The 21416-nt window shown below is 70.4% G+C and carries 21 protein-coding genes and 1 pseudogene; 13 read left to right on the forward strand and 9 right to left on the reverse strand.

The genetic code is table 11. The annotated features are described in order from the left end of the window. Positions 1-57: 57 nt before the first annotated feature. Both QUE51_RS05585 and QUE51_RS05590 read left to right on the forward strand, forming a co-directional pair. Positions 58-1134 (forward strand): queuosine biosynthesis protein queC, encoded by a 1077-nt coding sequence (locus QUE51_RS05585; RefSeq protein ID WP_286278617.1) that lies wholly within the window; start codon positions 58-60, stop codon positions 1132-1134. Between the two features lie 8 nt (positions 1135-1142). Next, entirely contained in the window at positions 1143-1889 is a 747-nt protein-coding gene (locus tag QUE51_RS05590) for a TatD family hydrolase (protein ID WP_286279268.1), read from the forward strand. Positions 1890-2538: 649 nt separating this feature from the next. Here QUE51_RS05590 and purM read toward each other — a convergent pair. Continuing rightward, a complete protein-coding gene (purM, locus tag QUE51_RS05595) occupies positions 2539-3639 on the reverse strand; it encodes a phosphoribosylformylglycinamidine cyclo-ligase (RefSeq protein ID WP_286278618.1) in 1101 nt (366 codons plus the stop codon). A 72-nt stretch (positions 3640-3711) separates the two neighbouring features. On the opposite strand from purM, the gene purF reads away from it, so the two are divergent. Next, the gene (gene purF, locus QUE51_RS05600; protein WP_286278619.1) at positions 3712-5169 is read left to right on the forward strand and encodes an amidophosphoribosyltransferase; all 1458 of its coding nucleotides are present in this window, start codon (positions 3712-3714) and stop codon (positions 5167-5169) included. 9 nt (positions 5170-5178) lie between these two features. On the opposite strand, the gene QUE51_RS05605 is transcribed toward purF, so the two are convergent. From QUE51_RS05605 to QUE51_RS05615, 3 genes are all read right to left on the reverse strand, one after another. Continuing rightward, complete coding sequence (locus QUE51_RS05605) at positions 5179-5805, reverse strand: TMEM175 family protein (RefSeq protein ID WP_286278620.1); 627 nt, start codon at positions 5803-5805, stop codon at positions 5179-5181. A gap of 122 nt (positions 5806-5927) precedes the next feature. Then, the gene (locus tag QUE51_RS05610; protein WP_286278621.1) at positions 5928-6332 is read right to left on the reverse strand and encodes a hypothetical protein; all 405 of its coding nucleotides are present in this window, start codon (positions 6330-6332) and stop codon (positions 5928-5930) included. Beyond that, positions 6329-6709 (reverse strand): sterol carrier family protein, encoded by a 381-nt coding sequence (locus QUE51_RS05615; protein ID WP_286278622.1) that lies wholly within the window; start codon positions 6707-6709, stop codon positions 6329-6331. Before QUE51_RS05615 ends, QUE51_RS05610 begins: the two co-directional genes overlap by 4 nt. A 118-nt stretch (positions 6710-6827) precedes the next feature. Between QUE51_RS05615 and purD the strand changes: the two are divergent. From purD to purQ, 9 genes and pseudogenes are all read left to right on the forward strand, one after another. Further along, a pseudogene (purD, locus tag QUE51_RS05620) lies at positions 6828-8101 on the forward strand (phosphoribosylamine--glycine ligase). Beyond that, positions 8098-8976: a phosphoribosylaminoimidazolesuccinocarboxamide synthase gene (locus QUE51_RS05625; RefSeq protein ID WP_286278623.1), complete on the forward strand. Its 879-nt coding sequence runs from the start codon at positions 8098-8100 to the stop codon at positions 8974-8976. Before purD ends, QUE51_RS05625 begins: the two are co-directional and overlap by 4 nt. 309 nt (positions 8977-9285) lie before the next feature. Further along, positions 9286-10323 (forward strand): sensor histidine kinase, encoded by a 1038-nt coding sequence (locus QUE51_RS05630; protein WP_286278624.1) that lies wholly within the window; start codon positions 9286-9288, stop codon positions 10321-10323. Next, positions 10320-10994, forward strand: a complete 675-nt coding sequence (locus QUE51_RS05635; protein ID WP_286278625.1) for a response regulator — start codon at positions 10320-10322, stop codon at positions 10992-10994. Before QUE51_RS05630 ends, QUE51_RS05635 begins: the two co-directional genes overlap by 4 nt. Before the next feature lie 105 nt (positions 10995-11099). Continuing rightward, positions 11100-11981, forward strand: coding sequence for an ABC transporter ATP-binding protein (locus QUE51_RS05640; protein ID WP_286278626.1), 882 nt, complete (start codon positions 11100-11102; stop codon positions 11979-11981). Further along, complete coding sequence (locus tag QUE51_RS05645) at positions 11978-13063, forward strand: ABC transporter permease (RefSeq protein WP_286278627.1); 1086 nt, start codon at positions 11978-11980, stop codon at positions 13061-13063. Before QUE51_RS05640 ends, QUE51_RS05645 begins: the two co-directional genes overlap by 4 nt. 163 nt (positions 13064-13226) lie before the next feature. Then, positions 13227-14096: a VOC family protein gene (locus tag QUE51_RS05650; protein WP_286278628.1), complete on the forward strand. Its 870-nt coding sequence runs from the start codon at positions 13227-13229 to the stop codon at positions 14094-14096. A gap of 122 nt (positions 14097-14218) precedes the next feature. Continuing rightward, entirely contained in the window at positions 14219-14473 is a 255-nt protein-coding gene (gene purS / locus QUE51_RS05655) for a phosphoribosylformylglycinamidine synthase subunit PurS (protein ID WP_286278629.1), read from the forward strand. Then, on the forward strand, positions 14470-15162 hold the full coding sequence (purQ, locus tag QUE51_RS05660) for a phosphoribosylformylglycinamidine synthase subunit PurQ (protein ID WP_286278630.1): 693 nt from the start codon (positions 14470-14472) through the stop codon (positions 15160-15162). The genes purS and purQ overlap by 4 nt, the downstream gene beginning before the upstream one ends. Before the next feature lie 16 nt (positions 15163-15178). Here purQ and QUE51_RS05665 read toward each other — a convergent pair whose 3' ends face one another. Both QUE51_RS05665 and QUE51_RS05670 read right to left on the reverse strand, forming a co-directional pair. Then, the gene (locus QUE51_RS05665; RefSeq protein ID WP_286278631.1) at positions 15179-15571 is read right to left on the reverse strand and encodes a DUF1801 domain-containing protein; all 393 of its coding nucleotides are present in this window, start codon (positions 15569-15571) and stop codon (positions 15179-15181) included. Positions 15572-15701: 130 nt separating this feature from the next. Next, positions 15702-16115: a PadR family transcriptional regulator gene (locus QUE51_RS05670; protein WP_286278632.1), complete on the reverse strand. Its 414-nt coding sequence runs from the start codon at positions 16113-16115 to the stop codon at positions 15702-15704. A 335-nt stretch (positions 16116-16450) separates the two neighbouring features. Here QUE51_RS05670 and purL point away from each other — a divergent pair, with 335 nt between their 5' ends. Continuing rightward, a complete protein-coding gene (purL, locus tag QUE51_RS05675) occupies positions 16451-18760 on the forward strand; it encodes a phosphoribosylformylglycinamidine synthase subunit PurL (RefSeq protein ID WP_286278633.1) in 2310 nt (769 codons plus the stop codon). 151 nt (positions 18761-18911) lie between these two features. Here the strand turns inward: purL and QUE51_RS05680 are convergent, their stop codons facing one another. Genes QUE51_RS05680 through QUE51_RS05690 form a run of 3 tightly spaced genes read right to left on the reverse strand, consistent with a single transcriptional unit; the run spans position 18912 to position 21397 of the window. Then, the gene (locus QUE51_RS05680; RefSeq protein WP_286278634.1) at positions 18912-20423 is read right to left on the reverse strand and encodes a DHA2 family efflux MFS transporter permease subunit; all 1512 of its coding nucleotides are present in this window, start codon (positions 20421-20423) and stop codon (positions 18912-18914) included. A 23-nt stretch (positions 20424-20446) separates the two neighbouring features. Then, positions 20447-21013, reverse strand: coding sequence for a PadR family transcriptional regulator (locus tag QUE51_RS05685; protein WP_286278635.1), 567 nt, complete (start codon positions 21011-21013; stop codon positions 20447-20449). 51 nt (positions 21014-21064) lie between these two features. After that, positions 21065-21397, reverse strand: coding sequence for a chorismate mutase (locus QUE51_RS05690; RefSeq protein WP_286278636.1), 333 nt, complete (start codon positions 21395-21397; stop codon positions 21065-21067). Positions 21398-21416 lie beyond the last annotated feature (19 nt).

Genomic DNA, 21416 nt, shown 5'->3' on the forward strand with positions numbered 1-21416 from the left:
TTGTCCGGGGTGTCGGCTGAGGTCGCCGATCTGGTTCACCTTGCAGGAGCGGCGTACATGGCTGACCGCCTGACGCCGCGGGGTGCCCGATTCAGCAGAGACATGACGCTGACTGTCGCTGTGTTGGCACCCGATTCATGGACCGAAGACGTGGTCTACGCCGTGGCACAACTCCTCGCCTGGCTAACAGGCGACGTCTGGACATTGCGGACGATAGCCAGTGCCGACACGCCTCGGGAAGCTCCCTTGGACGTAGCGGATCACAGCCCGGTGAGCCTGCTAAGTGGCGGATTGGATTCCTTCCTAGGCGCCATCGTCCTGGGGAGCGAACGAGGCACACCCCGCTTCTTAGGTCACAAGGATTCGGCCACGTCCATTCGAGCGGCTCAGGGTGCGGTGTGGGACTGGCTGAGTAAGGCGTTCGCGCCTGCACCGTCATACAAGCGAATTGAGCTAGCACAGGCGGGAAGACGCCTTGAGGCGAGCAGTCGGAGCCGCGCCTTCATGTTCATGAGCCTTGGGGTTGCGCTAGCGGCGAGCACCGGATCCAACCAGTTGGTCGTGCCTGAAAACGGCTTCACGAGCATCAACCTCCCGCTGAGGCCGAACAGGGGTGGAGCCCTCTCGACGCGATCGACGCACCCCGACACCTTCCGACGCTTCGGGGAGATCCTCCGAGAGCTCGGGATCGACGTGGCCATCACGAACCCTTTCGAATGGCTGACCAAGGGCGAAGCAATGTTGCATGTACGCGCTCTATTGCCGCCAGCAGGGTGGGAGGCGGCAGCCGGACTGACAATCTCCTGCTCCAAGCTCGGCGGCAATTGGTTCACAGGTTCCCCCAACTTGAACTGCGGCCTCTGCGTACCGTGCATGGTTCGCCGCGCGACTTTCGTCAGGGCCGAAACGGTCGATCACAGTGAGTACCTTTTCCAATCGCTCACAGGAAGCAATCTAGACAGGCTCGTCGATGCTAGGCGGGGCGACATAGAGGCGGTGAAATATGCCATTCAGATCGGGGTGGATATCAACGGGATTGATTCCGGGACCTGGCCCGCCGACATCGATCTTGATCGGGTCGAGGATCTCGTGAAACGGGGCCTCAACGAACTCGCTCTGCTCGACCTCCCATGACGGCCGTGATGACACCTGCGACGTCGCTCGACTGCCACGCCCACGTTGCCCCGGACGTCACGTCCAAACAACTCGAATCGCTCGGCGAAGTCCACGTCCTTGCCGTCACGAGAACGCTCAAGGAAGCCGCGAGGGTCGCAAGGCGGAGAGATTCGAAACTTACGTGGGGGCTGGGGGTGCACCCGGGGTCCTCGGAGGCTCAATCACAGTACGACCCTCGCGAGTTCAGGTATCTGCTCCCGCGGTTCGCGCTCGTCGGCGAAATTGGTCTAGACAGACGTGGTTCCCGCACACGGCAGCACGAAATTCTTTCTGATGTGCTTGCCGCATGCGCGGACCAGCCAGTGCTCCTTTCGCTGCACTCGACAGGGCGTGTGCGCGAGGTGCTCGACGTCATGGCCACTTACCCGCATCCCGGTTTCATCTTGCACTGGTTTTTGGCGTCCGCTGAGGAGGTCGCTCACGCGGCTGCACTTGGCGCGTACTTCTCTGTGAACACCGCAATGTCGGACGAGGCAATCTCGCAGATGCCACGTGACCGCGTCCTGCCCGAGACTGACTTCCCCGCGAAATCGGTCCGAGCGCGGGTGCCGGGCGCCACCGCAGCTCTCGAGGACCGGCTTGCTACCCTCTGGGGCACCGACGCGGCAGGAGCGCGCGCAGAACTGTGGCGCAACATGAAGGCGCTGGCGACGCGATCGGGTGCTGTCGAGCGGCTCTCGAGCTCGTTGACGGGCGTCCTCATGCAGGTGTAGCGCCTCCCTCGATGTAGCCCGCAAGTCGTCGTCGTGCACGAGCCCGCACTTACAGACTTGAGAAGATGCACGTAGGCACTCGGGCGTGGCGTCGTCGATCGCGTTTTGCGTGGCGGTGTGCAGGGTGGGCTGGAGCGGTGGAAGCGGGGTGTCGCTTGCGCTGGGCTCGCGCAAGCGAGCCTCGTCCTAACGCCCTGCTGTGAAGGTGCGGTTGACGGCCTGACGGGCCAATCACCGTCGTTCGCGAGGTCGGCATCGAGATGGCGGACTGCATTTCGGGGAAAGGGCAGCTGCTTTAAAGAGCTCCGCGACGGCGGGGTTTGCGCCGTCCCGCTGACCGACGGCTGAGGTAGCGGTCAACGGGTGAAGGGTCTCCGGTCCGGCCACACGTCAGCCGTCTCGGCGCGGAAGCCCGCTTCAGCCTCATCGGATGAAGGCCCGTGTCCTGTGCCTGCCCTGCGCTAGCTGCGCCTGCGTGAGCGCGCCGACCTGTTTTTGCAGTTTGAAAAGCAGCCGGTGACCGGTGCAGTCAGTGTCGTGGCGGTTCGGCGGAGAGGCGATTCCGCCGATCTCTTCCTCTCGGCTACACAGTCGCGCTCCCCCTGCTCGGGTAGGCACGGCTTTGGGAGGGGACTCCGTGAACGGAGGCTCAGGCGGAATAGGCGCCGGTCAGGCGCACGGCGCCGCCGTCGACGCCCTTGGCGCCCTGCTCGAATCCGTCGAGCGGGCGCGACGCGGTCGACACGGTTCCCGCCTGCCACGCCTCGATCCCGTGCGCGGCCAGGGTGGCGGCGACGGTGCCCGCCGAGTCGGCGTCCACCACGGCGAACATGCCGATCCCGAGGTTCCACGTGCCTTCGTGGTCCTCGAGGCGGGTGCCGCTGAGCTCCGTGAGCACGCGGAACACGGGGTCCGGCGACCAGGAGGCGCGCTCCACCTCCGCCCAGGAGCCCCGAGGAAGGACCCGGGCGAGGTTCGCCGCGATGCCCCCGCCCGTCACGTGGCTGAAGGCGTGCACGGAATCGCCCGCGATGGGGTCGGCGAGGAGGGCGAGAAGCGCGGAGGCGTAGAGCCGGGTCGGCTCGAGCAGCGCGAGGCCGATCGGCCCGTCCAGCTCGTCCAGCCGGTCCGCGTAGCCGAGGCCCCTGTCGGCGAGGATCTTCCGGACCAAGGAGAAGCCGTTGCTGTGCAGACCCGAGGAGGCGAGGGCGAGGATCGCGTCGCCGTCCCGCACCCGGTCGGGACCGAGCAGCGCGTCCGCCTCGACGACGCCCACCGCGGCACCCGCGAGGTCGTAGTCGTCGGGTCCCATCAGACCGGGGTGCTCGGCGGTCTCGCCGCCGACCAGCGCCGTGCCGGTCGCCTCGCAGGCGACCGCGACGCCGCGCACGATCTCGGCGATGCGCTCGGGGACGAGCCGCCCGCAGGCAATGTAGTCGGTGAGGAACAGCGGCTTCGCGCCCACGACGACGATGTCGTCGACGATCATGCCGACGAGGTCCTGGCCGATCGTGTCGTGCTTGTCGATCGCCTGGGCGATCGCGACCTTCGTGCCCACGCCGTCCGTGCCGGTCGCGAGGAGGGGTCGCCGGTAGTCGCGGAGCGCGGACGCGTCGAAGAGCCCGGCGAAGCCGCCGACTCCGCCGAGGACCTCGGGTCCGTGCGTGCGGCCGACCGCTGCCCGCATCAGCTCCACCGCACGGTCGCCGGCCGCGGTGTCGACTCCGGCAGCGGCGTAGCTGGTGCTCATTCGGTCATCCGTTCGAGGCATGGCAGACTTCTCCGGTAAGCCCCCACTCTACGGTCTGGAGCCCATGCCCCTATGTGCGGCATCGTCGGCATCGTCTCTTCCGAACCCGTCAACCAGCTCGTCTACGACAGCCTCCTCCTCCTGCAGCACCGCGGGCAGGATTCGACGGGCATCGCGACGACGGACGGCAACACGCTGCACATGCGGAAGGCGGCGGGCCAGGTCCGCGAGGCGTACCGCACGCGGGACATGCGGGCCCTGCCGGGCACCATGGGTCTCGGGCACGTCCGCTACGCCACGAAGGGGTCGGCGCGGAACGAGGAGGAGACGCAGCCGTTCTACGTGAACGCGCCGTACGGCATCGTGCTCGTGCACAACGGCAACCTCACCAACACGCGTGAGCTCACCGACGAGCTGTACCGGGTGGATCGCCGGCACCTCAACACGACGAGCGACACCGAGCTGCTCATCAACATCCTCGCGAACGAGCTGCAGGCGCAGATCTCCGGCACCGACCTCGACCTGGACCAGGTCTTCACGAGCGTCTCCCGCGTGCACGAGCGGGTGGAGGGGTCCTACGCCTGCATCGCGCTCATCGCCGGGCACGGACTCCTCGCCTTCCGCGACCCGTACGGCATCCGCCCGCTGGTGCTCGGCCGCCGGCCGCTCGGCTTCGTCGGCTTCGAATGGATCGTCGCGTCGGAGACGGTCGCGCTCGAGAGCCAGGGCTACGAGGTTGTCCGCGACATCGAGCCCGGTGAGGCGGTGTTCATCACTCGCAGCGGCGAGATGCACTCCCGCCAGTGCGCCGCGAACCCGCGGCTCGTGCCGTGCGCGTTCGAGTACGTGTACCTGGCCCGACCCGACTCGATCATGAACGGCATCTCGGTGTACGAGGCCCGGCTGCGGCTCGGCGACCGGCTCGCCGACACGGTCGCCGCCTACACGCCCATGGGCGACATCGACGTGGTCATGCCCATCCCCGACTCGTCCAGGCCCGCCGCCATGCAGGTCGCGCAGAAGCTCGGAATCGAGTACCGCGAGGGCTTCTACAAGAACCGGTACGTCGGGCGAACGTTCATCATGCCGGGCCAAGCCGAGCGCAAGAAGTCGGTGCGGCAAAAGCTCAACGCGATGGGCTCCGAGTTCCGCGGCAAGAACATCCTCATCGTGGACGACTCCATCGTCCGCGGCACGACGTCCCGGGAGATCGTCGACATGGCGCGCGCGGCCGGCGCGAACAAGGTGACCTTCTCCTCCGCCGCTCCGCCCGTCCGCTTCCCGCACGTGTACGGCATCAACATGCCTTCGCGCCGGGAGCTGGTCGCGTACGGGAAGAAGATCCCCGAGATCGCGACGGAGATCGGCGCCGACTACCTCATCTACCAGGAGGTGGCCGACATGCAGTCCGCCATCGTCCAGGGCTCGAGGGTGACGGACCTCGAGAAGAGCTGCTTCGACGGCCGCTACGTCACCGGGACGGTCACCGAGGAGTACCTCCGCTGGGTCGAGGCCACTCAGCTCAGCTGAGCGGACGGGTCAGGCCGACGCGGCGCCCTCGTGGCTCTTCCGCTCGGCCTTCTCCGCGGCCTCGTGCTCGATCAGCCGCTCGACCCGTCGGTCGGGGACGAGCCACATCAGCGCCACGAAGACGTACACCGCGAGTCCGAGCCAGGGGCTCACGAACGACAGCGCGATTCCGAGGATGTAGAGCCCCGGCGAGCTCCACCCCTTCAGGTCCCGGCCGATGGCGACGGCCAGCCGCGAGTTCGGGCCCTGCACGCGCAGCAGCCGGCGCTGCAGGAGGAAGTAGGCGATGCCGTTGGCCAGCAGCACGATGCCGTAGACCGCGGTCGGGATCATCGCGAAGCCGTTCTCGCTCATCCAGGCGGTCGCGAACGGGACGAGGGAGAGCCAGAACAGCAGGTGCAGGTTGGCCCACAGCACCGAGCCGCTGACCCGCGAGATGGCCTGGAACATGTGGTGGTGGTTGTTCCAGTAGATGCCGAGGTAGACGAAGCTCAGGAGGTAGGCGAGGAGCACCGGCAGCACCTCGCGCAGCGCCTCCCAGGTGACGCCCTCCGGCTTGGGCAGCTCCAGCACCATGACGGTGATCAGGATGGCGATGACCCCGTCGCTGAAGGCCTCGACGCGTCCGCTTCTCATGCGGACACGCTAGCGGCGCCGGGCGGCCGGCGCGGGAGCTGACCAAATCAAGGACACACGACCGTTTCGGGGCCGATCTCTGCGGAATCGAGCCCGTTCTGCCGCGAGTGTCCTTGATTTGGTCAGGGGCGCGGTGATCCCGAGGGGTCGACCGGGTCAGCAGGGGTGGCGGAGCCCCCGGGACCCTGCTCCTCGGGATCCGCGTCGGGTTCGGCAGGCGCCGGCGGGGTGACCTCGACGACCGCCGGGACCACGCGCGCCCGGCGCTGCAGCGCGCGGTCGATGAAGACCGCGATGAGTCCGCCGACCGCCGCCCCGATGGCGACCCCGATCAGGAGGAGGAAGCCGAACACCTGCGATGCGGGGTACTGGGTGTTCGGCGGGAAGGCGAACGTGAGGATCAGCGCCGCGACGGCCCCGACGAGCGCGCCCGTGAGCAGGAAGCGGAGGATCTTCGGCGAGCGCCGCACGCGCACCTCGGCCGGCGTCTCGGGCAGCGGCTCGGGTGCTCCGCTCGGCACGCTCACGCGCGTCCCCGCAGCAGGGCGATGGGCGGGAGGGGCACATGCCCGGTGAGGTCGGCGCGCTGGCCGGACGCCTGCACGCGGTGGGCGGCGAGCGCCTCGGTCCACGTGACGCTGCCGGAGGCGAGCGCCAGCCAGGTGTCGGCGTCGGTCTCGATCACGTTGGGCGGGGTTCCGCGGGTGTGCCGTGGCCCGGGGATGCACTGCACGGCCCCGAACGGCGGAACGCGCACCTCGACGGTGTTCCCCTCGGCCCGCTCGGCCAGCAGCTGGAGGCTGTACCGGACGGCGGTCGCGACCGCGGTGCGCGGTGCGCCTCCGCGCAGCGCGGTGACGACGGCGGGCTCGCCCACCTCCGCGCCGATCCGTGCCCGTGCCACCCCTCCACGGTACCCCGCGTGTCGCAACGCTCCTGACGGATCGCAACCGCGCACCGCTGCGACGCGTCCGCACGGATGCGACGCGCTCGCGCACCTGCGCCGCCGATAGCCTGGGCGGGTGCGGATCCTCGTCCTCGGTTCCGGCGCGCGCGAGCACGCCATCGTCGATGCCCTCCTCGCCGCCCCCGACCGCCCGGATGTGCTCGTGGCCCCCGGGAACGCCGGCATCGCGGAGAGCGCGCCCCTCGTGGCAGTCGGCGACATCGCCGATCCGGAAGCGGTCGCCGAGTGGGTGCAGGCGAATCCGGTCGATCTGGTCGTCATCGGGCCCGAGGCGCCGCTCATCGCCGGCGTCGCCGACGCCCTCCGCGAGCGCGGGATCCCGGTGTTCGGGCCCGGCCGCGCGGCCGCACAGCTCGAGGGCAGCAAGGCGTTCGCGAAGCGGATCATGGCGGAGGCGGGCGTCCCGACCGGGCGCGCGATCCGCGCCGGGACCCTGGCCGAGGCGGAGGCCGCGCTCGACGAGCTCGGCGCGCCCTACGTCGTGAAGGCCGACGGTCTGGCGGCCGGGAAGGGCGTGCTCGTCACCGAGGACCGCGCCGCCGCTCTCGCGCACGCGACCCGCTACATCGAGCAGGGCGCCGTGCTGGTCGAGGAGCACCTGACCGGCGATGAGGTGTCGCTCTTCTTCCTCTCCGACGGCCACACCGTGCTCCCCTCTCCCCCGCGCAGGACTACAAGCGGCTCCTCGACGGCGACGAGGGCCCCAACACCGGCGGCATGGGCGCCTACTCGCCCCTTCCCTGGCTCGCGGAGGCCTTCGGCAGCGAGCGGGCGTTCGTGCAGAGCGTCCTGGAGACGATCGCGGAGCCGGTGGTCCGCCAGCTGGAGCACGAGGACACTCCCTTCCTCGGCCTCCTGTACTGCGGCCTCATCGTGGACGGCGACCGCATCCGGGTGATCGAGTTCAATGCGCGGTTCGGCGACCCGGAGACGCAGGTGGTCCTGCCTCGGCTCGTGACTCCGCTGCCCGGGCTGCTGTTCGCGGCGGCGAGCGGCGAGCTGGGCGGCCGCGAGTGGCCCGCGTTCGCCGATCGAGCCGCCGTCGGCGTGGTCCTGGCAAGCGAGGGCTACCCGGACGCACCTGTCCCGGGCCGCCCGATCTACGGCTTCGGGGACGCGCAGACCGTTCCGGAAGTCCGCATCGACCACGCCGCGACGCGCACCCGCGAGGACGGGACGATGCTCGCCTCCGGAGGCCGGGTGGTCACGGTCGTCGCTCTGGCGGACGACTTCCGGGAGGCGCGCTCGCGCGTCTACGCCGCCGTCGACGCCCTGGATCTCGAGGGCGGCCAGTACCGCACCGACATCGCCGATCGGGTGGCCCGGTGAGCACCTCGGCCGACGGCGCCGCCGGCGGGGTTCTCCAACTCGACGGCTGGGAGCACGTCTACTCGGGCAAGGTCCGCGAGCTGTACCGCCCGGCGGGCGGCGCCGGCGACCGGATGCTCGTGGTCGCCACCGATCGGGTGAGCGCCTTCGACCACGTCCTCGAGCCGGGCATTCCCGGCAAGGGCGAGCTCCTCACCAGGCTGAGCCGGTGGTGGTTCGACCGGCTGGCGGTCCCCAACCACCTGGTCGCCCCGCAGGAGGTTCCCGCGGAGGTGGACGGCCGCGCGATGCTCGTGCGGGCGCTAGACATGTACCCGATCGAGTGCGTGGTCCGGGGCTACCTGACCGGCAGCGGCTGGGCGGAGTACCGCGAGACGCAGAGTGTGTGCGGCGTCCCCCTGCCGGCGGGCCTCACCGACGGGGACCGGCTGCCCGCGCCGATCTACACCCCTGCCTACAAGGCCCCGCAGGGCGAGCACGACGAGAACATCCCGTTCGAGCGCACCGTGGAGCTCGTGGGACAGGAGCGGGCGGAGGAGTTGCGCCGCCTGTCACTCGAGGTGTTCGCGGCCGCATCGGAGATCGCCGAGTCGCACGGCGTGATCCTCGCCGACACCAAGTTCGAGTTCGGCGCCGACCCGGCGACCGGGTCGACCCTGTTGGCCGACGAGGTTCTGACGAGCGACTCCAGCCGGTACTGGGACGCGGCCGAGTGGCACGACGGCATCCGGGGGCGCAGCTTCGACAAGCAGATCGTGCGCGACTGGCTGGCGGCGAACTGGGACAAGACGGGCACTCCGCCCGTCCTGCCCGCCGAGATCGTCGAGCGGACCGCGGCGCGCTATCGGGAGCTCCTCGAGCGCTTCGCCGGCTGACGCTGCGCCCGCGGACCCTCCCCGCGCGGCGGACGGCGACCTCCTCCGGACGGCTGATCCCGGGCCCCGGAGGGCGCACTAGCGTGGAACGGTGGACCCGCTGAGCGACGACTGGGTGCGCCCGGAGCCGGACCGCCGCGCCCTGCGGGCCGATGCGCTCGTGGCCCTGGCTCTCGCCGCAGGAACGGGGCTCAGCGTCGTCCTCTACTCGGTCGGCGGCGTGTACGACCATCCGGCGCCGTGGTGGGCGAGCGTCCTCTACGTCGCGTTCACCGCGCTGCCGCTCGCCCTGCGCCGCACGGCCCCGGCGTGGTCGCGGTCGTCGTCTCGATCGCCTACGGCCTCGGCCAGGGCTTCCGAGTGCCCGAGCTGCTGTTCGGCAACGTGTCCCTGTACCTCGCCATCTACTCCCTCGGGGCGTGGGGACGCAGCCGTGCCGCCAGCCGGCTGGTGCGCATCCTCATCATCATCGGCATGTTCCTCTGGCTGTTCCTCACGATCGGGTTCCAGTTCTCGAATCCCGAGGCGCTCGCCGAATTCACGGACGGTGCGTCGCCCGAGGCCGCTGTCGCCATCGCGCTGCTCAGCATCCTCCTCAACCTGCTGTTCTTCGGCGCCGCGTATGTCATCGGCGACCGCGCCTGGGCGTCGGCCCGCGCCCGCGCCGCGCTCGAGCAGCGCACGCGGGAGCTCGCGGCCGAGCGGGAGCACAGCGCCGCCCAGGCGGTCGTGCTCGAGCGGGTCCGGATCGCGCGTGAGCTGCACGACGTCGTCGCTCACCACGTGTCCGTCATGGGCATCCAGGCGGGGGCCGCCCGGCGCGTGCTCGACCGCGATCCCGCTCAGGCGGAGGAGGCGCTCACCGCCATCGAGCAGAGCGCGCGGCGGGCGGTGGAGGACCTGCAGAACCTCCTCGGCACCCTCCGGAGCGACGAGCCGGAGGACACGCCTGCGCCCAGCACGCTCGGGGTGGACCAGCTTGAGTCGCTCGTGTCCGAGGTGACCGGTGCCGGTCGGGCGGCCCGATTCGCGACGGTCGGCACTCCCCGGCCGGTGGACGGCACCGTGGGCAACACGCTCTACCGGGTTGCTCAGGAGGCGCTCACGAACTCGCTCAAGCACGCAGGACCCTCCGCCGAGATCGACGTGCGGCTGCGCTACCTCGACGACGCCGTCGAGATCGAGATCAGCGACACCGGCGGGCGGCCGGTCACGCGCGCCGCCGGGGCGGGCCTCGGCCAGCTGGGGATGCGCGAGCGCGTGGACGCCGTGGGCGGGACGCTCGAGGCGGGCCCGCGATCCCGAGGCGGCTACCTCGTCCGCGCCCGTATTCCGGCGGCGGCATGAGCGCCTCGGACCGCGGCGCCGGCGCCGGAATCCGCGTCGTTCTCGCGGATGATCAGGACCTGGTGCGTCGCGGGTTCCGGATGATCCTCGAGTCGGAGCCCGGCATCGAGGTCGTCGGTGAGGCCCGCAACGGCGACGAGGCCGTGACCGAGGTCGAGCGGCTCCGCCCGGACGTCGTCTGCCTCGACGTGCAGATGCCGGGCACGGACGGACTCGAGGCGGCCCGCCGCATCGCACGGCTCGGCGGGCCCACGGCAGTGCTCGTCCTCACGACGTTCGACCGCGACGACTACCTGTTCGAGGCGCTGCGCTCCGGCGCGAGCGGCTTCCTGCTGAAGACCACGTCGCCCGAGAAGCTCATCGAGGCGGTCCAGGTCGTGGCGGCAGGGAACGCGCTGCTGGCCCCGGATGTCACCAAGCGGGTGATCGAGCGCTTCGCGAGCGGCTCCGTCTCGGCGCCGAACCCGGCCCTCGCCGAGCTCACGGAGCGCGAGGCGGAGGTGCTGGCCCTGCTCGGCCGCGGGATGTCCAACGCGGAGATCGCCGGCCGCCTGTTCCTCGGCGAAGCGACCGTGAAGACGCACGTCTCGAAGGTGCTGCTGAAGCTCAACCTCCGCGATCGCGTGCATGCCGCGGTCTTCGCCCACGAGAACGGCCTCGCCGGCCGCTGAGCAGGACGGTCACCTCCGCCGCTCGGGGGAGCCGGATTCGAGCCGCACGGCGGATGTCCCCCCGCATCCCTCTCCTTAGCGTTGGCGAGAAGGAAAGGAGTTGTGATGATCGCCATCGACCACGTCACCAAGCGCTTCGGCGAGCGCCTCGCCCTCGACGAGGTGACCTTCGAGATCGGCGGCGGCCGGCTGACCGGCTTCGTCGGCGCCAACGGCGCCGGCAAGACGACGACCATGCGCGTGATCCTGGGCCTCCTCCGCCCCGATTCCGGCGGAGTGACGCTGGACGGCCGGGCGGTCACGCCGGGAGACCGCCGGCGGTTCGGCTACATGCCGGAGGAGCGCGGGCTGTACCCGAAGATGAAGGTCGCCGAGCAGATCGAGTACCTCGGCCGGCTCCGCGGGCTCACCAAGGTCGCGGCGGCCGGTGCCACGGCGGAGCTGCTCGCCCGCCTGGAGCTCGACGCGCGAGCGAACGACACGGTCGAGAGCCTGTCGCTCGGCAACCAGCAGCGCGCGCAGATCGCGGCGGCCCTCGTGCACGACCCCGAGGTGCTGATCCTGGACGAGCCGTTCTCGGGCCTCGACCCACTGGCCGTGGACGCCGTCGTCGGCGTGCTGCAGGAGCGCGCGGCGCGGGGCGTGCCCGTGCTCTTCTCCAGTCACCAGCTCGAGCTGGTCGAGCGGCTGTGCGACGACCTGGTGATCATCTCGGCGGGCACCATCCGCGCGGCCGGCGCCGCCGAGCGACTCCGCACCGACAACTCGACCCCCGCGTGGGAGCTCCTGACGGGCGAGGACTCGGGCTGGCTGCGGGCCGAACCGGGCGTGCTCGTGCGCGAGTTCGGCGCAGGCTGGGCGCTCTTCGAGGCCGATGAGGCCACGGCCCAGCGCATTCTCCGCTCGGCTGTCGGCCGCGGATCCGTCGTCTCCTTCACCCGTTCCCGGCCGAGCCTGGCCCAGATCTTCACGGAGGTCGTCAAGTGAGCACGTCGCCCCTCTCCTTCTGGAGCAGCGTCGGGCTGGTCGCCGACCGCGAGATCCGGGCGAAGCTGCGCAGCAAGGCCTTCGTGATCTCCGCCCTCATCCTCGTCCTCGGCGTGCTGGCCTCCATCGTCATCGGGAGCATCGCGTCGCAGAACACCTCGGACATCCCGGTCGCGGTCGTGCAGGGCACCCCGGACGTGCTCGGCGGCGTGGACGGCGTGGATGCCACCACGGTCGGCTCGACCGGCGAGGCGGAGCAGCTCGTGCGCGACAAGAAGGTGGACGCCGCCCTCGTTCCGGACAGCGGCCAGCTCGGCTACCGCGTCATCGCGCTCGACTCGACGCCGGACACCCTCGTGTCGCTGCTGAGCGTGCGCCCCGCGGTGGACCTGCTCGAGCCGGCGCCCACCAACGAGCTGCTCGTCTATCTGGTCGCCCTCGGCTTCGGGCTCATCTTCTTCGTCTCCGCGATCACCTTCGGAGCGACGATCGCCCAGAGCGTCGTGGAGGAGAAGCAGACGCGTGTGGTCGAGCTGCTCATCTCCGCGATCCCGGCTCGGGCGCTCCTGGCCGGCAAGGTGATCGGCAACAGCGTGCTCGCGCTCGCCCAGATCGTCGTGATCGCCATCGTCGCGACCGCCGCCCTCGCCCTCACCGGGCAGCAGAACCTGCTGACCTCGCTCGGCCCGTCCGTGCTGTGGTTCATCGCGTTCTTCGCGGTCGGCTTCGTGCTGCTCGCGGCGATCTTCGCAGCGAGCGCCGCCCTCGTCTCCCGGCAGGAGGACGTCGGATCGGTGACCTCTCCGGTCACGATGCTCGTGATGATCCCGTACTTCCTCATCGTCTTCTTCAACGACAACGAGCTCGTCCTGGGGATCATGTCCTACGTGCCCTTCTCGGCGCCGGTGGGGATGCCGATGCGGATCTTCCTGGGCACCGCGCAGTGGTGGGAGCCGCTGCTGTCGCTCGCGATCGTCGTGGCCACCACCGCGGGCGCCGTCCTGCTCGGTGCGCGGATCTACGAGAACTCGCTGCTGCGGATGGGCGGTCGCGTGAAGCTCGGGGACGCGATCCGCGGCTAGCGGTTCCGGGGCACGAAAGCGCGGGTGAACCCGCCGTTCCCCGGGTCTAGCTGCACCCGCGGGATGACGGTTTCGCCCGCGGAGGCGTACGGACCACGCGCGTGCGGAAGCGAGCGGGCCCACGCCGCCGGAATGCCGCGGCCCTTTGCAACGTTTCCTCAGCATGACCGACGCCCGGGATGTGCTCGCCCCCGCCACGACCATGGGCGCCGTGACGCTCGCCGTGGCCGACCTCGACACGATGGTCGCCTACTACCGAGGCGGAGTCGGGCTCGACCTCCTCGCCGAGGAGGGCGGCCGGGCGTCTCTGGGTCGCAACGGGAGGACGGCGCTCGTGCTCGAGCAGCGGGCCGAGCTCCGTCACGCATCGCCCTCGCAGGCGGGGCTGTACCACACGGCCTTCCTGTTCGCCGATCAGGCCGACCTCGCGGCATCCGTCTACTCGGTCGCCACGCGCTACGGCGGCTCCTTCACCGGCAGCTCCGACCACCTCGTCAGCAAGGCGCTCTACTTCGACGATCCGGAGGGGAACGGCGTCGAGCTGTACTGGGACCGGCCGCGCGACGAGTGGCGCTGGCGCGGCGGCAGCGTGGAGATGGGCACCGTCTTCCTCGATCCCAACCGCTTCCTCGCCGAGAACCTCACCGACACCGGCGCAGAGGCCGGGCCGTCGGGCGACGCGGGAGTCGGCCACGTGCACCTCAAGGTGGGCGACATCGCGACCGCGAAGGCGTTCTACGTCGACACGCTCGGGTTCGAGGTCACGGCGGCATTCGGCGACTCCGCGCTGTTCGTCTCCGCGGGCGGATACCACCACCACCTCGGCATGAACACGTGGCACAGCGCGGGCGCGGGCACGCGCACCCCGGCGCTGGGCCTCGGGCAGGTGTCCGTCACGGTGCCGGCCGCCGACGACCTCGGCGCGCTCCGCGAGCGGCTGACGGCCCGGCGCATCGGGCAGCGCGACACCGGGGACGCCGTCACGTTCGAGGACCCGTGGGCCAACACCGTCCGCGTGACCGTGGGCGCCTGACCGACTTGCCGAAAAGTCGCGCTAAGCGGCGTTGATAGCGGGACTTTGTGGCAAGTCGCCTCCCTCCGAGGAGGCGGAGGCCGCCCGGTACACTTGATGGGTCCCGATCGGAAGGGTGGGCCGTGCCGACCATCGTCGTCGAAGTCATGCCGAAGGCGGAGCTCCTCGATCCTCAGGGCAAGGCCGTGGCCGGCGCCCTGCAGCGACTCGGCAAGAGCGAGTTCACCTCCGTGCGGATCGGCAAGCGGTTCGAGCTCACCGTCGACGGCCCCGTCGACGACAGCGTGCTCGCGGACGTGCGGGACATCGCCCAGACGCTGCTCTCCAACGGCGTCATCGAGGACGTCGTGGCCATCCGGACGGAGGACGCGGAATGAGGATCGGCGTCGTCACCTTCCCCGGCTCGCTCGACGACCGGGACGCCGCACGCGGCATCCGCATCGCCGGAGCGGAGCCCGTCGCCCTCTGGCACGGCGACCACGACCTGCAGGGCGTCGACGCCCTCGTGCTGCCCGGCGGCTTCAGCTACGGGGACTACCTGCGCTGCGGCGCCATCGCGGCGCACTCCCCGATCATGACCGAGGTCATCGCCGCCGCGAACAGCGGAATGCCGGTGCTCGGGATCTGCAACGGCTTCCAGATGCTCACCGAGGCGCACCTGCTGCCCGGCGGCCTGATCCGCAACGAGAAGGGCAGCTTCGTCTGCCGCGACCAGCGCCTCCGAGTGCAGAGCGTCGAGACGCAGTGGACGAGCGCCTTCGAAGCCGGCGAGGAGATCGTCATCCCCCTGAAGAACGGGGAGGGCGGCTACATCGCCGATCGGGACACCATCCAGCGCCTCGAGGAGGAGGGCCGGGTCGTCTTCCGGTACCTCGGCTACAACCCGAACGGCTCGATGAACGACATCGCCGGAGTGGCCAACGAGCGCGGCAACGTCGTCGGGCTCATGCCGCATCCCGAGCACGCCGTGGAGCCGGGCTTCGGCCCCGACACCTCCGCCGCGATGCGCTCCGGAGTCGACGGGCTGCGGATCTTCCGCTCCGTGCTGGAGTCCGTGCTCGCCTGAGACCCTCGCGGACCGCTCACGCGGCCGCGCGTGCGGCTTTCTCGATCAGCTGAGTGAGGACGGCGCGGTCCACTCGGTCGAGGCGCGTCACGTAGAGGCAGCCCTTGCCCAGGCGGTGGGGTCCTAGCCGCTCGAGGAGAGGCTCCTCCTCCGGCCGATGCGCGGGGAAGAGCCCGTAGAAGACGAGGGCCGCCGTTCGCGGCGCGAAGCCCACCACGAAGGTGTCCCCCTCCCGCCCGCTCTCGTAGCGATAGTGCAGATCGCCGACCCCGAGGATGCCTCCGCGCCACAGCCGGGCCGGCTGCCCGGCCGCCGCTTCAAGCGCCGCCCGCAACTCCCGCGCCTCGGCCTGCCGAGCCTCGGGCAGGCCGGCGAGGAACAGCTCGATCTCCTCACCGCTTCCGGTCACGGCAGGAACCGTACCCCTCGCGCGGGCTCCGCTGGAACGACGAACGTGCCCCGGGCTCCCCGGCGGTGTCGCCGGAAGAGTCGCACGGGGCGCGTTCGGATGTCAGGGGCGTTCGGGGATGCCCGCACGGCTACTCGGCGAGCATGCCGTAGAGGGTCTTGCGGAGAGCATCCATCTGGTCGGCCGCCGTGGCGCGCTGCTCGGGCGTGGCGTCGGACGAGAACTGCCGGACCGCCTTCGCCAGCTTCATGACGCTGGTCCAGAAGGGGTCCTCCTCGACGGGCTCGCCGCCCGGCAGGCCACCCCAGGCGGCATCGAGCTCGTCCTGGTGCTCCTCGACGTAGGCGCGTCCCTGTTCGGTGAGCGCATACTCGCTGCCGCGGGCGTCGCCGCCGCCGGTCACGAGACCCTCGTCGGCCAGCTGCTGGAGGGTCGGGTACACCGACCCCGGGCTGGGACGCCAGCGGCCCTCCGTGCGCTCCGAGATGGAGCGGATGAGGCCGTAGCCGTTGGAGGGCGCCTGCGAAAGCAGGGACAGGAGCACGAGCCGGACGTCGCCGCGGCGAGCGCGGCCACGGCCGCGCGGGCCGCCGGGGAAGCCGGGACCGAAGCCAGGGCCGAAGCCGGGGCGGAAGCCGGGTCCGAAGAACCCGTGGTGGCCGAAGCCGTCGGGGCCGCGGCGGGGAATGCGACCACGCGGGTCGCGATCAGGGATAGGGGGAACATGGTGTCCTCTCAGGTCTGGTGCCGCCGGGCCAGTCCCGAGCGACACAGTAACGATATATCGGTATGTATCGGAGCGCAAGGCCCGTGTCCGCAGAGGCGTGCGCTCCGCCCCGTAGAATCGGACGGTCCCTCCCGCGAGCTGAGGAGTTCCCCGTGCCCGAGAGCGCGCTGCAGACCCCCGTCGTCGACACGGTCGACCGGGCCGCCGAGACCCCGGAGCGCGAGCAGCCGTATGCGGCGCTCGGACTCAAGGACGACGAGTACGCGAAGATCCGCGAGATCCTGGGCAGGCGCCCCACGAGCGGCGAGCTCGCCATGTACTCCGTCATGTGGAGCGAGCACTGCTCCTACAAGAGCTCGAAGGTGTGGCTGCGCCAGTTCGGCCAGAAGGTGTCTCCCGCCATGAAGAAGAACCTCATGGTCGGCATGGGTGAGAACGCGGGCGTGATCGACGTCGGCGAGGGCTGGGCGGTCACCTTCAAGATCGAGAGCCACAACCACCCGAGCTACATCGAGCCCTTCCAGGGCGCCGCCACCGGCGTCGGCGGCATCGTGCGCGACATCATCTCGATGGGCGCCCGCCCCGTCGCAGTGATGGACGCCCTGCGCTTCGGCGCCATCGACTCCCCCGACACCGCTCGCGTCGTCCACGGCGTCGTCGGCGGCATCAGCTTCTACGGCAACTGCCTGGGCCTGCCGAACATCGGCGGCGAGACCTGGTTCGACCCGGTGTACCAGGCGAACCCGCTCGTCAACGCCCTTGCGGTGGGAGTCCTCCGCCACGAGGACCTGCACCTCGCGAACGCGCGCGGAGTCGGCAACAAGGTCGTGCTGTTCGGCGCGCGCACGGGCGGCGACGGCATCGGCGGCGCATCCATCCTCGCCTCCGACACCTTCAGCGAGGGCGGCCCGACCAAGCGCCCCGCGGTGCAGGTCGGCGACCCCTTCGCCGAGAAGGTCCTCATCGAGTGCTGCCTCGAGCTCTTCCGTGGCGGGCTCGTGGAGGGCATCCAGGACCTGGGCGCTGCCGGGATCAGCTGCGCCACGAGCGAGCTCGCGAGCAACGGCGACGGCGGCATGGCGATCGACCTGGATGCCGTGCTGCTGCGCGATCCGTCGCTCACCGCGGAGGAGATCCTCATGTCGGAGAGCCAGGAGCGCATGATGGCGATCGTGGAGCCCGGCAAGCTCGAGGGGTTCCTCGCGGTCACCGAGAAGTGGGACGTCGAGACGAGCGTGCTCGGCGAGGTCACCGACACCGGCCGCCTCCGCATCACCTGGCACGACCAGCTCATCGTCGACGTCGACCCGCGCACGGTGGCGGTCGACAGCCCGGTGTACGAGCGCCCCATCGCCTACCCGACGTGGATCGACGCCCTCAACGCCGACAGCGCGTCCGACCTGCCGCGGCCGAGCGAGGGCGCCGAGCTGCGCGAGCAGTTCCTGCGCCTGACCGCGAGCCCCAACCTCGCCGACAAGGGCTGGATCACCGACCAGTACGACCGATACGTGCTCGGCAACACCGCCCTCAGCTTCCCCGACGACGCCGGCATGGTCCGCGTCGATGAGGAGTCGGGCCTCGGCTTCGCGGTCGCGACCGACGCCAACGGCCGCTACTGCTACCTCGACCCGTACCACGGGGCCCAGCTCGCACTGGCCGAGGCCCACCGGAACGTCGCCGCGACCGGCGCGACGCCCGCGGCCGTGTCGGACTGCCTCAACTTCGGCAGCCCCGAGAACCCCGAGGTCATGTGGCAGTTCTCCCAGGCCGTCGAGGGCCTCGCGGACGGCTGCCTCGCGCTCGAGATCCCTGTGACGGGCGGCAACGTGTCGCTCTACAACCAGACGGGGACGCAGCCGATCCACCCCACCCCCGTCGTCGCGGTGCTCGGCGTCATCGACGACGTCGCGAAACGCATCCCGTCCGGCTGGCAGGACGAGGGGCACAACCTCTACCTGCTCGGCACCACCGCGCTCGAGCTCGACGGCTCCGCCTGGGCGGGCGTCGTTCACGACCACCTCGGCGGGCGCCCGCCTGCGGTCGACCTGCAGCGTGAGAAGGACCTCGCGGGGCTGCTCGCAGCCGCGGCGTCCGAGTCTCTGGTGAGCGCGGCCCACGATCTGGCGGACGGCGGTCTCGCCCAGACGCTCGTCGACGGCGTCCTGCGCTTCGGCGTCGGCGCTCGGGTCTGGCTCGGCGAGCTGTGCGAGCGGGACGGCATCGACGCGGCGACGGCCCTGTTCAGCGAGTCGACGGGACGTGTCCTCGTCTCGGTCCCGCGCGACGAGGATGTGCGCTTCCGCGGCCTGTGCGAGGGGCGCGGCTACCCCGTCCTCCGCATCGGCGTGACGGACGGCACCCCGGAGACCGGTTCGACCCTCGAGGTGCAGGACGTGTTCCGCATCCCGCTCGAGGAGCTGCGCGCCGCGTCGAACGCGACCCTCCCGGCCCACTTCGCCTGACCCGGTCGGGGCGACGCGGGCCGTTTCGGCGGATCCGGGCCAAAGCGGAGGCCCGTAATGCCCGAATCGGCCCGTCCTCCCACGTCGAGTACGTTCCGGCCCGGGTGGTGCGCTACGCCGCACTATCCGGGCCGGAACGTACTAGGTGAGGTCAGGCGGTCGGGGCCTCCGCTGCCGCGGGCCGCGCTTCAGTCGCGGCGGGGCTGGACCAGCCAGTGGTGGCCTGAGGCTTCGCGAAGAACGCGACCACGATCGCGCCGACGACCGCCGCGGCAGCGGGCAGCAGAAGCGACTGGCCCATCGCCGCCGCGAAGCCGTCGCGCAGGAACTCCGGCAGCTGACCGCCGCCGAACTCCGACGCCCCGCCGCCCGCTCCGCCCGAAGGCAGCTCCGCCGCGAGACGCGACTCCATCAGCACCGCGATCGAGGCGCTGCCGAGCACGGCGCCGATCTGCCGCGTGGTGTTGAACACGCCGGAGCCGGCCCCCGCCGATCGGGGCGGGAGGTTGCGAATCGTCGAGTTGGAGATCGGCCCCCAGATGCCCGCGTTCGCGACACCGAGCACGGCGCTCGGCACCAGCAGCAGCCAGATGGACGTGTCCGGCGCGAGCATCAGCCAGTAGAGGACGAGCGAGAGCGCGAGGAGCAGCATCCCGGCTACCGCGAGGTTCCGCGGGTTCACACGGTCGATGAGCTTCCCGGCGGGCGGGGCCAGCACGCCGGAGAGCACGGCCATCGGCACGAGCATGAGCGCCGACTGGGTCGGCGTGAGGCCCTTCACCGTCTGGAAGTAGAACACCAGCGGCAGGGACATGCTCGTGACGGCGAAACCGACCGCGGTGATCCCGGCGTTGCCGAGCGAGAAGTTGCGGTCCCGGAAGAGGCTCAGCGGCAGCAGCGGCTCTCCGCGCTGCACGCGCTGCCACACCACGAACAGGGCCAGGACGACGACGCCCGCGATGATGAGCGACCACACCGAGATGGGGCCGGTGATCGTGCCCCAGTCGTAGGTCTCGCCCTCCTGCAGTCCGAAGACGAGCAGGAACATGCCCACCGCGCTGAGCACGACGCCGAGGATGTCGAAGCGGTGGCCGTGCGTCTCGAGCTGAGGCACGTTCCGCAGGACCATGACGAACGCGACCACCCCGATCGGCAGGTTGATGAAGAAGATCCACTCCCAGCCGAAGGCGTCGACGAGCACGCCGCCGAGGATGGGGCCGACCAGCGTCGCCAGTCCTGCGGTCGCACCCCAGACGCCGTTCGCCGCACCCCGCCGGTCCGGCGGGAAGATGCGCGTGATGACGGCCATGGTCTGCGGCGTCATGAGCGCGGCGCCGAGTCCCTGCACGACGCGCGCCGTGATGAGCATCTCGATGCTCCCCGACAGGCCGCACCAGAGGGAGGCCAGCGTGAAGATGGTGAGCCCGGCGAGGTAGAGGTTCTTCGGCCCGAAGCGGTCGCCGAGGCGTCCGGTGATCAGCAGCGGCACCGCGTAGGCGAGCAGGTAGGCGCTCGTCACCCAGATCACGGAGTTGATGTCGGTGTGCAGTCCGGCGAGGATCGCCGGGTTCGCCACCGAGACGATGGTCGTGTCGATCAGGATCATGAAGAACCCGATGATGAGGGACCACAGTGCGGCCCACGGGCGTGCGACGGTTTCCATTCCGCTTCCTTGTCTGTCGTGCGTCACCAGTCGAGACGACCGGTCGTGATGCGCTCGAGCAGGTGCTCGAGCCAGTCCAGTTCGGCGCGCAGCACGGCGCGCTGATAGCCCACTTCGATCCAGTACTTCTCCGGGATGTCCCTCGCCTCGACATGCTGAGCGCTGAGGCCGAGGGCGTCGAGGCTCTCCCGCATCGCGGCGATGCGCGTCTCGAGCAGGCGGACGGCCTCCTCGGCGGGCAGGTTGTGCGCCTGGCTGAGGGCGAGCGGGAACTCCGGGTACTCCTCGGCCCTCTCGCGCAGCATGGCGGTGAGCCGCCTCTGCAGCGCCGAGCGCCCCTCGTCGGTCACCCGGTAGGTGGTGCGCTCGGGCCGGTTGCCGCCCCGGTCGGTGCCGGCCACCTCGGCCATACCGTGGCGGGCCAGGCGATCGATGGTGTGGTACAGCGACCCCGGGCGGACCTTCACGAGCCGGTCGTCCTTGCGCTTCAGCATCTCCTGATACATCTCGTAGGGATGCATCGGGCCCTCGACGAGCAGCGCCAGGGCTGCCACGGCGAGGGGACTGAGGGCGCGCGACGATTCTTCCATGTGAATTATTCCACCTGGAATATACCGCACCGAAGCCGGCGCCAACAGGCGCTATTCGGCGGGACGCTCCGACGCGATCCGCTCATGGTGGTGGATGACCTCGGCGACGACGAAGGAGAACCACTTCTCCGCGAAGGCGGGGTCGAGGTGCGCCTCCTCGGCCAGCGACCGGAGCCGCTGCACCTGCTGCCGCTCGCGATCCGGATCGGCCGCAGGCAGACCCTGCGCCGCCTTGAGCTCGCCCACGCGCTGGGTGAACTTGAACCGCTCAGCGAGGAGGTGGGTGAGAGCAGCATCGATGTTATCGATGCTCTGCCGGAGGGAGAGCAGATCGGCGAGCGCCTGCTGCTCCTCCGGCTCCAGCGGCCGGTCGGAGAGGGTCATGGAACCGACCCTATCCCCG

This window comes from Naasia aerilata (assembly GCF_030296595.1).
Classification (GTDB): Bacteria; Actinomycetota; Actinomycetes; order Actinomycetales; family Microbacteriaceae; genus Naasia; species Naasia aerilata.

What these genes read in the sequence shown, in the direction of transcription:
- QUE51_RS05585 (WP_286278617.1), top strand. Translation starts at nt 58, where the DNA reads ATGGCTGACCGCCTGACGCCGCGGGGTGCCCGATTCAGCAGAGACATG.
- QUE51_RS05590 (WP_286279268.1), top strand. Translation starts at nt 1,143, where the DNA reads ATGACACCTGCGACGTCGCTCGACTGCCACGCCCACGTTGCCCCGGAC.
- purM (WP_286278618.1), bottom strand. Translation starts at nt 3,639, where the DNA reads ATGAGCACCAGCTACGCCGCTGCCGGAGTCGACACCGCGGCCGGCGAC.
- purF (WP_286278619.1), top strand. Translation starts at nt 3,712, where the DNA reads ATGTGCGGCATCGTCGGCATCGTCTCTTCCGAACCCGTCAACCAGCTC.
- QUE51_RS05605 (WP_286278620.1), bottom strand. Translation starts at nt 5,805, where the DNA reads ATGAGAAGCGGACGCGTCGAGGCCTTCAGCGACGGGGTCATCGCCATC.
- QUE51_RS05635 (WP_286278625.1), top strand. Translation starts at nt 10,320, where the DNA reads ATGAGCGCCTCGGACCGCGGCGCCGGCGCCGGAATCCGCGTCGTTCTC.
- QUE51_RS05640 (WP_286278626.1), top strand. Translation starts at nt 11,100, where the DNA reads ATGATCGCCATCGACCACGTCACCAAGCGCTTCGGCGAGCGCCTCGCC.
- QUE51_RS05650 (WP_286278628.1), top strand. Translation starts at nt 13,227, where the DNA reads ATGACCGACGCCCGGGATGTGCTCGCCCCCGCCACGACCATGGGCGCC.
- purQ (WP_286278630.1), top strand. Translation starts at nt 14,470, where the DNA reads ATGAGGATCGGCGTCGTCACCTTCCCCGGCTCGCTCGACGACCGGGAC.
- QUE51_RS05680 (WP_286278634.1), bottom strand. Translation starts at nt 20,423, where the DNA reads ATGGAAACCGTCGCACGCCCGTGGGCCGCACTGTGGTCCCTCATCATC.
- QUE51_RS05685 (WP_286278635.1), bottom strand. Translation starts at nt 21,013, where the DNA reads ATGGAAGAATCGTCGCGCGCCCTCAGTCCCCTCGCCGTGGCAGCCCTG.
- QUE51_RS05690 (WP_286278636.1), bottom strand. Translation starts at nt 21,397, where the DNA reads ATGACCCTCTCCGACCGGCCGCTGGAGCCGGAGGAGCAGCAGGCGCTC.